Origin of the sequence: Nitrosomonas cryotolerans ATCC 49181 (assembly GCF_900143275.1) — a bacterium.
GTDB classification, from domain to species: domain Bacteria; phylum Pseudomonadota; class Gammaproteobacteria; order Burkholderiales; family Nitrosomonadaceae; genus Nitrosomonas; species Nitrosomonas cryotolerans.
Genome location: NZ_FSRO01000001.1, coordinates 2,650,120 through 2,663,153, shown reverse-complemented (window position 1 = coordinate 2,663,153; position 13,034 = coordinate 2,650,120). Strand labels below are relative to the sequence as shown.

The following is a 13,034-nucleotide window of genomic DNA, read 5'->3' as shown; positions in this document are numbered from 1 at the left end:
ACATGTCGTGAGACTTTTGCGAAAGCCCTCGTCAGAAGTTTTTTACTATTGATTATAAGGGGTTAATTTTTCAATTATTGGGGTTATGCAAAGGCCTCGTCGTATGTCAATGAGCATTTATTTATTTTTGCTGTCCATGGCTATTTCGACACAATTTCTACCGTTATTTTTGGCCATGTAGAGTGCTTCGTCAGCCTTGCGAAGCAAGATGTTTTTATCTAATGTATCCAACTCAGTGCTGACTGAGATGCCGAGACTGATTGTGACTGGAATAAACTCATTTTCAGCATAGACTTCTTTGCAGGCAATAGCCGTTCGAAAACGCTCGGCGGCTTTTAATGCACCATCTTTATTGCAGGGTGAAAGAATAGCCAGAAATTCTTCACCTCCAAAGCGCCCTAAATGTTCATGAGAACGAGCTGAACCAAGTAGTCGATCAGCAATTTCACATAGCACAACATCACCGGTGAGATGACCGTAACTATCATTGACTTCTTTAAAATGATCAATATCAATCATGATAACGGCAATGCTAAACCCTCCCCGTTTTGCACGTGCAATCTGCTTGTGGAAGATATCGAAAATAGCCGTTCGATTTAATAGCCCGGTTAAAGCATCATGGGTGACGCGTTGCTCTAGTTCTTTTTTATGCTCGATGAGCTGTTTGTTGATTTTAGCTTTTTTATAAAGTTTACTTTTTTCGACGATAACGGCTAGCTGGCTGGCAATCTGGAGAAATAACTCCTGGTGGAGATTTTTATAAGTATTGCTCTTTCGACTTGAAAGGAAGATAAAGCCGATGGGTTTGCCAGTGGCAATCAGCGGGCAAGCTAAACTGGAACGAATCTCCTCTTCAAAGAGAACTCTAGCTGAGTCTGATTCTGGATGACTTTCTAGATATGATTCCAGATCATTGATTATGAATGATTTTTCTGTGTCAATAATTTCTTTCAGATTGTTGTCTGACATGGGTATGGTATAACCTGTGCATAGCTTTAGCGTTTGGTAATCGGCACGCACCCAGTGTAATTTCAATGTGTTGCCTTCATTTTCGAGTAAAGCCAGACTCATGCGATCATAGGGAATGAATTTGTTGAAGGATTCATAGATATGATTTAATACATCACTGATACATAGATTAAGATTGCTTTCTAGCGTAATCTTGGAAAGTAATTGATTTTTATGGTATTGCTGTTGTAGGTGAGTGGAAAGTTTGCGCAGCGACTTCCCTAGATGACTAATCTCATCGTTACCGGTAACAGGAATATCTTGTGTAAATTCGCCTCGACACATGGCTTCTGCTGCTTTGCGATAGGCGATAATCCGACGCTCTTTACTCATATTTTATGATATACCATGATAAAAATCAGCTTTAAACTGAATATCTTGTTCTACCCTCTTAGTCATATTCTTCTACTAAATAGACTGATCAGTGATTTATTAATTCAAAATGTCTTATTAAATAAATGAAATGTATTGTCCTTATTAGAGGGTAATCTTATCAAAGGGCTATGGTTTAAATAAAATATACACGCAGTACGGATACATGGAATACGGCAGATCAGCTGTATTGCGGCTACAATGCTAAAATTTCTCTTTTAATCTTGCAGTGTCAGAAAATATGATTGGGATTCTAATTATTTCTCATGAGAACCTGGGTGATAGTTTCATTCGTTGTGCAAGCCATGTGATGGGGGGGGTGCCGCAACAAATAATGCATTTGAATGTTTCTATTCAGGATAATCCAGATATGTTGGTTTCTAAAGCACAGGAGTTGGTGAATCAATTGAATTGTGGTAATGGCGTGCTGGTATTAAATGATATCTGTGGTGCGACGCCTTGTAATGTTGCCAGCCGATTAATTAAGCCCGGTGTGGTGGAGTGCCTTGCTGGAATTAATTTGCCGATGTTGGTACGAGCGTTAACTTATCGTAATGAGCTACTTTCTACCGTGGTGGAAAAGGCGCTGAACGGCGGTAAGGAGGGGGTTATGCACATTCATTTGGAATCATTACAATGCAATATAAAGAAGTAGAAATTATAAATCGGCTTGGATTGCATGCACGCGCCTCAGCAAAATTTACAAAGTTGGCAAATCAATTTCAGAGCGAAGTATGGCTGATGCGTAATAATCGAAGAGTCAATGCAAAAAGCATTATGGGTGTGATGACACTGGCTGCAAGAAAAAATACTATGGTAGGAATTGAAACTATCGGTGTGGATGAGATTGAAGCTATGACTGCCTTGGTGGCGCTGGTTGAAGATTATTTTGGAGAGGGTGAATGAGTTTTATACTGCATGGTGTCGGTGTCTCTGAAGGAATTGCAATCGGACACGCACATCTTGCTTCATCTGCTGCACTGGAAGTGGCGCATTATCTGATACCCAAAAATCAAACGAATAAAGAGATATCTCGGCTTGATAGCGCTTTTGCTACGGTTCGCGAGGAACTTGAAGCGCTGCAGGCTTCTGTTACCAATAGCGGCCCCTCGCTGGCAGAATTTAGCGCATTTCTTGATCTTCATCACATGATTTTGGATGATCCAACGCTCTCGGAAGCTGCACGTGACTGTATTAGGCAGACATATTGTAATGCGGAATGGGCTGTTACTCAGCAAATGGATGTATTGCTGGCGCAGTTTGAGAAAATTGAAGATGCTTATTTGCGTGAGCGTAAAGCGGATGTAGTCCAAGTGGTGGAACGGGTACTTAAGGCTTTACTGGGACATCCAGGCTATATTCCTCCTCCAGTGCGGCATAGTGGTGACAATATTCTGATTGCCCATGATTTAAGCCCTGCCGATGTCATGCAATATAAACAGCACAAATTTATTGCGTTTCTTACCGACCTGGGCAGCTCGACTTCTCATACGGCTATTGTTGCGCGTGGCCTTAGTATTCCTTCAATCGTGGCATTGCATCATGCGCGTCAATTAATTCTTGATAATGATTATTTAATTGTTGATGGCAGCCAGGGTGTGATCATTGTTAATCCGGACAAATATGTACTCGCTGAGTATCGGTTACGGCAGAGTCAGCTGGAACTCGAGAAGCTCAAGTTAAGGCGTATCAGAAGTGTTGCAGCAATCACATTAGATGGCACACCCGTTGAATTATGTGCCAATATTGAATTACCGGAAGATGTTGAGCAGGTCAAGGAAAATGGTGCAGCGGGTATTGGCTTGTTCCGTAGCGAATTTCTGTTTTTAAATCGTAATGACTTACCAGATGAAGAAGAGCAGTTCGAAGTTTATCGTACTGTGGCGACTAAAATGCGTGGCCTTCCTGTGACCATCCGTACTTTTGATTTGGGCGCAGATAAAAACCTTAAAAATGCGCCGCAGGTCGCAGCCAATCCAGCACTCGGTCTGCGTGCGATTCGTCTATGTCTGGCAGAGCCGCAAATGTTTCATACTCAATTGCGTGCCATAATACGTGCTTCGCATTATGGTCGGATACGTATTTTAATACCGATGTTATCCAGTATTTCAGAAATCAATCAGACAATGAATCTGATTGAATATGCAAAACAAAGTTTGCGGGAAGAAAAACTTCCTTTTGATGAAAAAATTCAAGTGGGCGGTATGATTGAAATTCCCGCAGCCGCGCTGTGTGTCGACATATTCATGCAAAGGCTGGATTTTTTATCTATTGGCACAAATGATCTGATTCAATATACGCTTGCGATTGATCGCGTTGATGATTCGGTTGCACATCTCTATGACCCACTTCATCCGGCAGTGCTGTGGCTTGTCTCACGCGTTATTCAAACTGCAAATCGTGCCAAGGTGCCTGTCGCGATTTGTGGTGAAATGGCTGGAGACATTAGGTTTACACGTTTGTTGCTTGGCCTGGGGTTACAGCAATTCTCCATGTATCCAGCACAATTGCTCATCGTAAAGAGCCAGATATTAAAAAGTCATTTGCCGAGTATTATCGTATTGGCTCAACGGATAGTAAAAGCGGAGAATCCGGAGAAAATTCATGGCTTGTTAGCAAAGTTGAATAGCTAGTCTGGATTTGTTTTTTGGCGATATAATGATCAATTAGTTTTTTGATCTAGGAAATGGTGCTTTTTTTTATTTAACATGCAATATGAATATCTCACGTTTGAGCTTAACTATGAATTGAAATTTGCTGCTTATGCTTCAGTTTCATAAATTAGCTGGTTTTTTCAGGATTTCTTTATATTTTTTACATTAATGCAAGATTCAAATTCGGTCGGTATTGTTACTCCCCAGTATGTACATATAGATAAACCGTTATGCCTGAAAAGCGGTACGGTACTGAATAGTTATAATCTGGTGTATGAGACTTATGGCAAGCTTAACTCGGCCAGGTCAAATGCTGTCTTGATTTGTCATGCACTCTCAGGTAACCACCATGTAGCAGGGGTTTATGCTGACAAGCCTAAAAGTACAGGTTGGTGGGATAATATGATTGGTCCTAATAAAGCAATTGATACGAATCGATTCTTTGTTATCGGAGTCAATAATCTGGGGGGGTGCCATGGTTCTACTGGCCCTGCGAGTATTGATGCGAGAACGGGTAAGCCCTATGGTGCTAATTTTCCCATAGTCACAGTAGAGGACTGGGTGGAAACTCAGGAACAGTTAGCCAATCATCTTGGTATCGATGAGTTTGCTGTGGTAGCTGGTGGTAGTTTAGGAGGGATGCAAGCATTGCAATGGACGCTTGATTTTCCGGAAAGAGTTCGACATGCATTAGTGATTGCCGCTGCTTCTAAATTAACCGCGCAAAATATTGCATTTAATGATGTTGCTCGTCAGGCGATTATCACTGACCAGGATTTTTATGGTGGTGATTATTACTCATATAATACTTTGCCACGGCGAGGTTTGCGACTTGCCCGCATGCTGGGGCATATTACTTATCTCTCAGATGATTCAATGGCTGCAAAGTTTGGACGGGAATTGCGTAGCGGTACTTTTTCTTTTGGTTTCGATGTGGAATTTGAAATTGAATCTTACCTGCGCTATCAAGGAGATAAATTTGCCGATCAATTTGATGCGAATAGTTACTTGCTGATGACCAAAGCGTTGGATTATTTTGACCCGGCGAATACGTATGATGGTGACTTGAGTGCGGCATTCCGTGCTGCAAAGGCTAACTTCCTGGTATTGTCATTTACTTCAGACTGGCGTTTTTCATCTGAACGCTCACGCGCGATTGTGAAGGCATTATTGGATAACGAAATCAATGTTAGTTATGCTGAAATTACTTCCAGCCATGGTCATGATTCTTTTCTGATGGAAAATCATTATTATCATCAGCTCGTACGAGCTTATATGGATAATATTCTCATTTGAGTGAGCAGATGAATGGAAATTGATATGATGAATCCAGCGATACCACCTATTGTATCTCGTCCTGATTTCGCGGCTATTGCGGAATGGGTGAGGCCAGGCGCAAAGGTGCTTGATCTGGGTTGTGGTGATGGATCATTGCTGCGTTACTTACAAGAGACTCGCGATATTTTCGGTTACGGGGTGGAAATTGACGATGATAACGTGCTTGGTTGTTTTAATAATAAGGTTAATGTGATTCAGAATGATTTGGAATCAGGGCTATCTAGCTTTGAATCAGAATCGTTTGATTATGTAATTTTATCGCAAACATTGCAGGCAATGAGGCATACCGAAAATCTGATTCAAGAAATGCTGCGAGTCGGGAAAGAAGGAATTGTATCATTTCCCAATTTTGGTTATTGGAGGAACCGCGTGCAGGTTATCTTTGGTCATATGCCTGTTTCGGAAACATTACCTTATCACTGGTTCGATACACCTAACATTCATTTATGTACCCTTGGCGATTTTGAGGAACTATGTCGTCTACGGGGTGCACATATCCTGGAACGCAGGGTGATGAATGCGAATCGCCAAATTACGTTATGGCCGAATTTAATGGGAATGCTGGCATTTTATCGGTTTGAACGAGATTAATGATGGTAGATGTTTTATAAATCATGCTTGGCATTGGGTAAAGGTGCTTTTATTGACTGAAACTTTGCCTGCCCTGCAAGCCACACCAGTACTAAAACAGGTAAGCCGAGTAATGCGGTACCAATGAAAAAATTAATATAGCCATAGGCATCTACGAATTGCCCACTAAAACCCGCGATAAATTTTGGTAATAAGAGCATAATCGAGCTAAAGAGAGCATACTGTGTTGCTGAATAGGCTGAATTTGTCAGGCTGGATAAATAGGCGATGAATGCACAAGAAGCAATACCGGCCGATAGATTATCAGCCGAAATAGTGAATATTAATCCACCGACATCATGACCGCGTTCGGCTAGCCAGACAAATAACAAATTTGTCGCGGCTGATAATACCGCGCCTAGAAACAGCGTTCGCATGATGCCGATTTTTGCAACCAGCACGCCGCCAATTGCAGCACCTACAATGGTCATAACCACACCATAAACCTTTGAAACCGTGGCGATTTCATCTTTAGTATAGCCCATGTCTACATAAAAGGGATTACTCATCACGCCCATTACGACATCCGAGATACGATAAACAGCAATCAATGCCAGAATCAGTAGTGCCTGTTGGCCATGACGGATAATAAAGTCACGAAAAGGCGCTATAAGTGCGTCGTACAGCCAGATTAGAATACGCGTACACGGAGTATTGAGGTTCCAATTGGCGATCGCCTGCTGAGGATACCTTTCATTTTCAGTGACAGCCTTATCGATAGAAATTCTGGGTTCGCGAATAATGAGTGTGGTGATCATACCGACAGCCATGCAGGCAGCCATGATGAGATAGGCAAGTTGCCAAGGGGCATAATGATAGGTGGTTTCCGATGGGTCTACTGCTGCTGCAATCCAGAGTACACCTGCCGATGCCAGGATCATAGCGACTCGATAGCCGGCCTGATAAGTGGCTGCCATGGCTCCTTGCAGCTCTGCTGCGACAGCTTCGATGCGATAGGCATCCAGCGCGATATCTTGCGTTGCTGAAGCAAAAGCCACTGCCAGTGCAAAAAATACTATCTGCGTCAGATTAGCAAGTGGGTCTGTGCAGGCCATGCCAACCAGTGCAAGCATGATGAGGAATTGTGAGAACAATAACCAGGCCCGCCGCCGACCCAGTAGACGTGTTAATACGGGTAGTGACAGGCGATCCACTAACGGAGCCCATAGCCATTTGAAGCCATAAGCCAAACCGATCCAGCTGAGGTGACCGATAGTGGTGCGATCTATTCCTGCCTCACGTAGCCAGAATGATAACGTACCCAATATCAGTAATAACGGTAATCCGGCAGAAAACCCCAGCGACAGCATGCCGAGCACTCGTGGATGAGTATAAATACGTAAAGCATACAGCCAGCCCGATGGTACAACGGAATTCATAAATGATAGTTGTAATCAATAATCAATGGCGAATGATCGGAGAAACGTTCGGCTTTGTATATCGAAACATCTGTTGCCTGGCTAGCAATCGCAGGCGTGGCAATCTGATAATCAATGCGCCAGCCTACATTATTAGCCCATGCCTGCCCTCGATTAGACCACCACGTATACTGATCTGGTTCTGGATTAATTCGGCGAAATACATCCACAAAACCAATGTCATCTAGAACGGCAGTTAACCAAGCTCGCTCCTCTGGTAAAAAACCGGATTTTTTTCGATTGGCACGCCAATTTTTTAGATCGATTTCCTTATGAGCGATATTCCAATCACCGCACAGGATAACATCTCTACCACTGTCGATCAGTGTTTTTAATACAGGAATAAATTTTTCCAGGAAGAAAAATTTAGAAGCTTGCCGGTGATCGCCACTGGACCCGGAAGGTAAGTAGATTGAGATGATGGTCAAATGACCAAAATCAGCACGTAGATAGCGACCCTCATGGTCAATTTCTTTAATGCCGATTCCTTCAGTGATCGTGTCAGGTTTGTATCGACTATAAATGGCGACACCACTGTACCCCTTTTTCTCGGCGCAATGGAAATAACCATGGTAGCCATTCGGTGAAAGTATGTCATCTGTAAGATCAGGGAGTTGGGCTTTTAATTCCTGTACACAAACGATATCCGCGCGCTGTGCTGCCAGCCACTGAAAGAAGCCTTTTTTGGTTGCAGCACGTACGCCATTGAGATTAAGCGTTATAATTTGCATGTTTTTTTTATTGATTAAAGTTATGTCTGATTTTCGGCAAGCATTTATCGAGTTTGCGATTAAACGAGGTGTTCTCTGTTTCGGTGAGTTTAAAACCAAAGCAGGGCGTATTTCACCCTATTTTTTTAATGCGGGCCTGTTTAACGACGGGAATTCATTGCGTGCGTTAGGCCAATTCTACGCGAAAGCTATTCTTGCCGCGCAGCTTCCGTTTGATACGCTGTTCGGACCGGCTTATAAAGGAATTCCTTTGGTCAGTGCGATCGCGATTGCTTTAGCTGGCGATGAGCACAACTATCCGTTTTGTTTTAACCGTAAAGAAATGAAAGATCATGGTGAGCAAGGGGTGCTTGTGGGTGCGCCGCTGACTGGACGGGTATTGATAGTGGATGATGTTATTTCGGCAGGTACTTCAGTACGCGAATCGGTCGATCTGATTCAAAGATCGGGGGCAGCCGCTTGTGGTGTTGTAATCGCGCTTGATCGAATGGAGCGTGGGAGTGGTCGGCTGTCTGCAGTACAAGAAGTTAAAAGAAATTATCAAATACCCGTTGTCAGTATCATTGATCTTGATGATCTGGTCGCTTACCTTCAGACAAATCATGAGTTGGCACATAATTTATATGCGGTAGAGCATTATCGTGCGCAATATGGGATTGATTCTATATAAAATATCATGGTATTTGCTGTAAAATATGGTGTTCATCAGGTTAGATTGCCAGTAGTATTGCTGTGTAAGTTCTGCTGGCGGCAAATAATCTGCTCCTTTCTGTTTTCGCTGCCGGTTATAGTAGGAGTAGGCTGCTATATACTCGATGATTTCCTGGGTGACCTGTTGTCGTGTTATGGATTTCCGATGATTCACCCGTTCGTTTTTGAATATCTCCCGGAAATTTTCCATGGGGGTGCTATTCCAGCAATCATTCTTGCGATTCATGGAAAGGGCCATTTTGAGTTATTTTAATGGTTTCTGGTATTATTTCATTGTGCAGTACTGACTTCCACGACTCGGGTGCAGGATCAGTCTTGCAAATGGGTGTCTATCTGTTGCTGTCTGAAATGATGCCTGTATGACCCGCTTTCTGGTCATTTTCTCACTCTTGACATAGTAAGTTCGTTGCTCTTCTAATTACGATAATATGACTAGTCTTTATTCTCTGTAGAAAATAAAGGAAGACCTCAATTACTTCCAGTAATGAAGTATTACATGATAATACTTTATTTTAGTTTGATATTTATAGTTAACTGATTCATATACAAAAAGATTTTGTGTTTGCTGGTTTATGCAATACACTTATACTTTGCAAGGAAAAGCTAAGCCGAATATTTTTTACTGAGTCCTGATTGAGCTCAGATATCGTATTGAATGATGACTGGGCGTGAGAGATTGGTGAGCCGGTTCGCATCTCGAGTGTCGCTGCTACTAGCTTCGTTAATTGCTGTAGGGCTAGTATGCAGAAGTATGGAAAATGGCCCTTGGCAGGCTGGAAATCATTTTCATGATTAACTCATGGAAGTGCCTGCTAATAAGAGACGATTGGTTCGGATAATAATAGAGATGGCTCATGCTATTAACGGTATACCCCGTTATGCTGGGAAGATTAATTAAAAGTAATACATATTCATATGGATTATTTCAAATTTCTAATGTTTTTATGTGGTTTTATCTGGTGGAACGATGTTGTTGGGGAAACCACTAGATCGAGCAGAATGATATCAGAATCATCCAGTATATCTGAGTATTCTGAAACATTATTTTCATTGGCAGTTAAATATGAACACGGCGAGGGAGTGCCTCAGGATAAGCTAAAAGCGATTGAATTGTATTGCGAGGCAGCGCAGCTGGGTTATGCTGATGCGCTATATGCGCTTGGATGGGTTTATGCGAATGGCCGCGGCGTTTCCAGAAATAATAATGTAGCGGCACAATTGTTTACAATGGCGGCAGCGCAAGGGCACACGCATGCTCAGCAAATGATGCATTATATTTCGTTGTCTTCTGAATCGATCTTGCCGCCTTGCCTGGAAACTGCTTCGATTGAGACAGAGAAAAAAGGTGAAAGAGTGTATTCAAATGGTCCAATTTATAAACTGGTACATAAATTGGCGCCATATTACGAAATAGATCCTCGTTTGGTGATGGCTGTCATTTCTATTGAGTCAGGATTCGATGTTCAGGCGCAGTCACCTAAAAATGCGCAAGGTTTAATGCAGCTGATTCCTGCAACCGCTGAGCGCTTTCAGGTAAAAAATACTTTTGATGCAGAAGATAATATCAGAGGAGGTATGGCTTACTTGCGCTGGCTGCTGGCTTTTTTTAAAGGCAATGTTGCGTTGGTTGCTGCCGCCTACAATGCGGGGGAGGGGGCTGTTGAAAAGTACCGTGGCATCCCTCCTTATCCAGAGACTCAGGATTACGTGCATAAAATTAAATCGCGATATAAAAAGACGACACATCCTTATCAACTGAATATTGTAAATAGGTACTCATTTGTTACATTGTCGGCAAATGACAGCGATTAATTTCGTATGTATAGGTATTGGATTTACACTGTTCTTGATTTTATATCTGCTCCGTGGTTTTTGAGTGCTGTTCGTATAAAGCGGCTAACAGGTCATTTCTATCATTGTTTCGCAGTTCGGAATATTTAAACCGGAATAATTTAGAAATTAACTGGAAATATTTATCTACTGAGAGAAAAATATGAGACGAACAAATCGCTTGAGATTATTTTTCTTTTTCATGTTAATCATGGTTACATTACTAATTGTAATTTCAAAAGATGTGTATACGCAAGACTGGCGATCCGCTAGTCGTGCATCGGTTGGGCTGGCGCCAGATCCAGCAGTAACCCCTGAAGCACTGATACAGGTATACGGTGCAAGGGCTTTTAGCTGGCGTGGCTATTTTGGTATTCATACATGGATTGCGGTAAAACCGACGCAGGCGACAACCTATACTGTTTATGAAGTAATTGGGTGGCGTCAGCGCCAGAATCAATCAGTTGTTGTTACCGAAGATCGTATACCAGACGGACGTTGGTATGGCAATGTGCCAGAAATTCTGGCGGAGAAGCGGGGTGATGGCGTTGATGCCTTGATTGCAAGGATTGATGCAGCTGTTCGTGATTATCCTTATGCGCGTGAGTACACCATGTGGCCCGGTCCGAATTCAAATACTTTTACTGCCTGGGTTTCGCGTTTACTTCCTGAGCTTGAAGTTGATCTGCCTCCTACTGCGATTGGGAAAGATTATTTGGGGAGTAAGCTTATAGGGTTGCCGCCTAGTGGCAGCGGTTTCCAGTTTTCGCTGTATGGATTGCTGGGCATGTTGACGAGTGATATCGAAGGTTTGGAGATTAACTTACTTGGTTTGACGTTCGGGGTGGATCCCAGTCCGTTTGCAATCAAATTGCCGATGCTGGGACGTGTTGATTTAGTCGCACAAAATACGCATGATCTAGAAGAAAGGGTAATCGGTGATTCACATTCACAATTTCACTGATAAAACAGAGTTAGACGATTGGATTGTCGTATTTATCTGCCCAGATTAAATAGTCCAATAGTTATTGCGTGCTGGATTGTTGTTATCAAAGTATATCGTTGTGGGAAAGATATTTGTTTTTGAAGTATTGCATGTTATGTAATGTAATGGTTATCGGCAGTAACCGGGGCAGAATTTTTCCTTATCATCGCTAATGGTTTTGGATCTACGTGCTTTCAATTTTAAAGCGAAGTCGTAACTTGGTGGTGGGAAGATAACTGAAGATATTTGATTGATAATTATTCCTATTCGTAATATAGTTATTAGCGACTTTGGCTGCCTTGATTATTTTATTTATTTCCTGGAAATTTGTAATGCTAATACCTCGTTCGGGTTATTGTTTTGTAACAACCTGTTGCTTAATCTTTCTATTGGTTGCGGGCACAGTTCATGCTGAGCAGGTAGTTGTTTATTCCGCGAGAATTGAGCAACTTATTAAACCCATGTTTGACGCCTTTACTGAGGATACCGGTATCGAGGTTAAATTTACAACAGATAAGGAAGGGGCCTTGCTTGCCAGGCTTAAGGCAGAAGGAAAAAATACACCCGCTGATATGTTGATTACGGCAGATGCAGGTAATTTATGGGAGGCTGCGCGTACTGGGTTACTAAAACCGGTAAATTCAAAGATATTGGAAGCGAATATACCCGCGCATCTGCGCGATCCTCGGAATCAATGGTTTGGCTTGTCAGTACGTGCTCGTACAATTGTTTATAATACACAAAAGGTGAAGCCTGCTGATCTTTCTACATATGAAAATTTAGCCAATCCAGAATGGAAAAATCGGCTTTGTTTGCGCACTTCCAAGAAGGTATATAATCAATCACTGGTAGCTATGATGATTGCTGAACATGGCGAAGCTGAAACTGAGAAAATCGTCAGAGGCTGGGTTAGGAATCTTGCTACGGACCCTTTATCTGATGATACAAGAGCTATGGAATTTGTTGCGGCAGGGCGCTGTGATGTAACCTTGGTGAATACCTATTATTATGGTCGTCTGATGAAAAAAGAGCCTGATTTGCCTTTGGCGATTTTCTGGCCAAATCAGATGAATAGCGGAGTGCACGTTAATATTTCCGGTGCAGGTATTACGCAGCATAGTAGAAACGAACGCGCTGCAATCAAATTATTGGAATTTTTATCATCTAATAAAGCGCAAAATCTCTTTGCTGATATTAATATGGAGTACCCGGCTAATCCTGCAGTAGCACCTGATCCAACCGTTGCTACGTGGGGAGGTTTTAAGCAAAATTCCATGAATGTCGCAACAGCGGGAGAATTGCAGGCTGCGGCCGTCAAACTGATGGATCGTGTGGGCTATCGCTAAATATGCAGACT

The 13,034-nt window shown here is 42.4% G+C and carries 13 protein-coding genes; 9 read left to right on the top strand and 4 right to left on the bottom strand.

Translation table 11 applies throughout. The features are described from left to right. Nucleotides 1–117: 117 nt before the first annotated feature. On the bottom strand, nucleotides 118–1,341 hold the full coding sequence (locus tag BUQ89_RS11880) for a diguanylate cyclase (RefSeq protein WP_036572583.1): 1,224 nt from the start codon (nucleotides 1,339–1,341) through the stop codon (nucleotides 118–120). Nucleotides 1,342–1,621: 280 nt separating this feature from the next. On the opposite strand from BUQ89_RS11880, the gene BUQ89_RS11875 reads away from it, so the two are divergent. From BUQ89_RS11875 to metW, 5 genes are all read left to right on the top strand, one after another. Further along, nucleotides 1,622–2,035, top strand: a complete 414-nt coding sequence (locus tag BUQ89_RS11875) for a PTS sugar transporter subunit IIA (protein ID WP_028460825.1) — start codon at nucleotides 1,622–1,624, stop codon at nucleotides 2,033–2,035. Continuing rightward, nucleotides 2,017–2,286 carry an HPr family phosphocarrier protein gene (locus BUQ89_RS11870; RefSeq protein ID WP_028460826.1) on the top strand — a complete coding sequence of 90 codons (270 nt, stop codon included), beginning with the start codon at nucleotides 2,017–2,019 and terminating at the stop codon, nucleotides 2,284–2,286. Before BUQ89_RS11875 ends, BUQ89_RS11870 begins: the two co-directional genes overlap by 19 nt. Next, a complete protein-coding gene (gene ptsP / locus BUQ89_RS11865) occupies nucleotides 2,283–4,013 on the top strand; it encodes a phosphoenolpyruvate--protein phosphotransferase (RefSeq protein ID WP_028460827.1) in 1,731 nt (576 codons plus the stop codon). Before BUQ89_RS11870 ends, ptsP begins: the two co-directional genes overlap by 4 nt. 189 nt (nucleotides 4,014–4,202) lie before the next feature. Further along, a complete protein-coding gene (gene metX, locus BUQ89_RS11860) occupies nucleotides 4,203–5,330 on the top strand; it encodes a homoserine O-succinyltransferase MetX (protein WP_028460828.1) in 1,128 nt (375 codons plus the stop codon). 12 nt (nucleotides 5,331–5,342) lie between these two features. Continuing rightward, a complete protein-coding gene (gene metW / locus BUQ89_RS11855; protein ID WP_028460829.1) occupies nucleotides 5,343–5,963 on the top strand; it encodes a methionine biosynthesis protein MetW in 621 nt (206 codons plus the stop codon). Between the two features lie 14 nt (nucleotides 5,964–5,977). Here metW and BUQ89_RS11850 read toward each other — a convergent pair whose 3' ends face one another. Next, complete coding sequence (locus BUQ89_RS11850) at nucleotides 5,978–7,381, bottom strand: AmpG family muropeptide MFS transporter (RefSeq protein ID WP_028460830.1); 1,404 nt, start codon at nucleotides 7,379–7,381, stop codon at nucleotides 5,978–5,980. Further along, entirely contained in the window at nucleotides 7,378–8,151 is a 774-nt protein-coding gene (locus tag BUQ89_RS11845; RefSeq protein ID WP_028460831.1) for an exodeoxyribonuclease III, read from the bottom strand. Before BUQ89_RS11845 ends, BUQ89_RS11850 begins: the two co-directional genes overlap by 4 nt. 22 nt (nucleotides 8,152–8,173) lie before the next feature. On the opposite strand from BUQ89_RS11845, the gene pyrE reads away from it, so the two are divergent. Continuing rightward, a complete protein-coding gene (gene pyrE / locus BUQ89_RS11840) occupies nucleotides 8,174–8,821 on the top strand; it encodes an orotate phosphoribosyltransferase (RefSeq protein ID WP_143071207.1) in 648 nt (215 codons plus the stop codon). Here the strand turns inward: pyrE and BUQ89_RS14670 are convergent. Further along, nucleotides 8,771–9,052, bottom strand: coding sequence for an IS3 family transposase (locus BUQ89_RS14670; protein ID WP_177183569.1), 282 nt, complete (start codon nucleotides 9,050–9,052; stop codon nucleotides 8,771–8,773). The genes pyrE and BUQ89_RS14670 overlap by 51 nt on opposite strands. A 725-nt stretch (nucleotides 9,053–9,777) precedes the next feature. Here BUQ89_RS14670 and BUQ89_RS11830 point away from each other — a divergent pair. The 3 genes from BUQ89_RS11830 to BUQ89_RS11820 all read left to right on the top strand — a co-directional run bounded on the left by BUQ89_RS11830 (nucleotide 9,778) and on the right by BUQ89_RS11820 (nucleotide 13,023). Then, nucleotides 9,778–10,674 (top strand): transglycosylase SLT domain-containing protein, encoded by an 897-nt coding sequence (locus BUQ89_RS11830; protein WP_028460834.1) that lies wholly within the window; start codon nucleotides 9,778–9,780, stop codon nucleotides 10,672–10,674. A gap of 181 nt (nucleotides 10,675–10,855) precedes the next feature. Next, on the top strand, nucleotides 10,856–11,656 hold the full coding sequence (locus tag BUQ89_RS11825; RefSeq protein WP_074202615.1) for a DUF3750 domain-containing protein: 801 nt from the start codon (nucleotides 10,856–10,858) through the stop codon (nucleotides 11,654–11,656). A gap of 353 nt (nucleotides 11,657–12,009) precedes the next feature. Then, on the top strand, nucleotides 12,010–13,023 hold the full coding sequence (locus BUQ89_RS11820) for a Fe(3+) ABC transporter substrate-binding protein (protein WP_051537501.1): 1,014 nt from the start codon (nucleotides 12,010–12,012) through the stop codon (nucleotides 13,021–13,023). Nucleotides 13,024–13,034 lie beyond the last annotated feature (11 nt).

What these genes read in the sequence shown, in the direction of transcription:
- BUQ89_RS11850 (WP_028460830.1), bottom strand. Translation starts at nt 7,381, where the DNA reads ATGAATTCCGTTGTACCATCGGGCTGGCTGTATGCTTTACGTATTTAT.
- BUQ89_RS11880 (WP_036572583.1), bottom strand. Translation starts at nt 1,341, where the DNA reads ATGAGTAAAGAGCGTCGGATTATCGCCTATCGCAAAGCAGCAGAAGCC.
- BUQ89_RS11820 (WP_051537501.1), top strand. Translation starts at nt 12,010, where the DNA reads ATGCTAATACCTCGTTCGGGTTATTGTTTTGTAACAACCTGTTGCTTA.
- ptsP (WP_028460827.1), top strand. Translation starts at nt 2,283, where the DNA reads ATGAGTTTTATACTGCATGGTGTCGGTGTCTCTGAAGGAATTGCAATC.
- pyrE (WP_143071207.1), top strand. Translation starts at nt 8,174, where the DNA reads ATGTCTGATTTTCGGCAAGCATTTATCGAGTTTGCGATTAAACGAGGT.
- BUQ89_RS11830 (WP_028460834.1), top strand. Translation starts at nt 9,778, where the DNA reads ATGGATTATTTCAAATTTCTAATGTTTTTATGTGGTTTTATCTGGTGG.
- BUQ89_RS14670 (WP_177183569.1), bottom strand. Translation starts at nt 9,052, where the DNA reads ATGGAAAATTTCCGGGAGATATTCAAAAACGAACGGGTGAATCATCGG.
- BUQ89_RS11870 (WP_028460826.1), top strand. Translation starts at nt 2,017, where the DNA reads ATGCAATATAAAGAAGTAGAAATTATAAATCGGCTTGGATTGCATGCA.
- BUQ89_RS11825 (WP_074202615.1), top strand. Translation starts at nt 10,856, where the DNA reads ATGAGACGAACAAATCGCTTGAGATTATTTTTCTTTTTCATGTTAATC.
- metX (WP_028460828.1), top strand. Translation starts at nt 4,203, where the DNA reads ATGCAAGATTCAAATTCGGTCGGTATTGTTACTCCCCAGTATGTACAT.
- BUQ89_RS11845 (WP_028460831.1), bottom strand. Translation starts at nt 8,151, where the DNA reads ATGCAAATTATAACGCTTAATCTCAATGGCGTACGTGCTGCAACCAAA.
- BUQ89_RS11875 (WP_028460825.1), top strand. Translation starts at nt 1,622, where the DNA reads ATGATTGGGATTCTAATTATTTCTCATGAGAACCTGGGTGATAGTTTC.
- metW (WP_028460829.1), top strand. Translation starts at nt 5,343, where the DNA reads ATGGAAATTGATATGATGAATCCAGCGATACCACCTATTGTATCTCGT.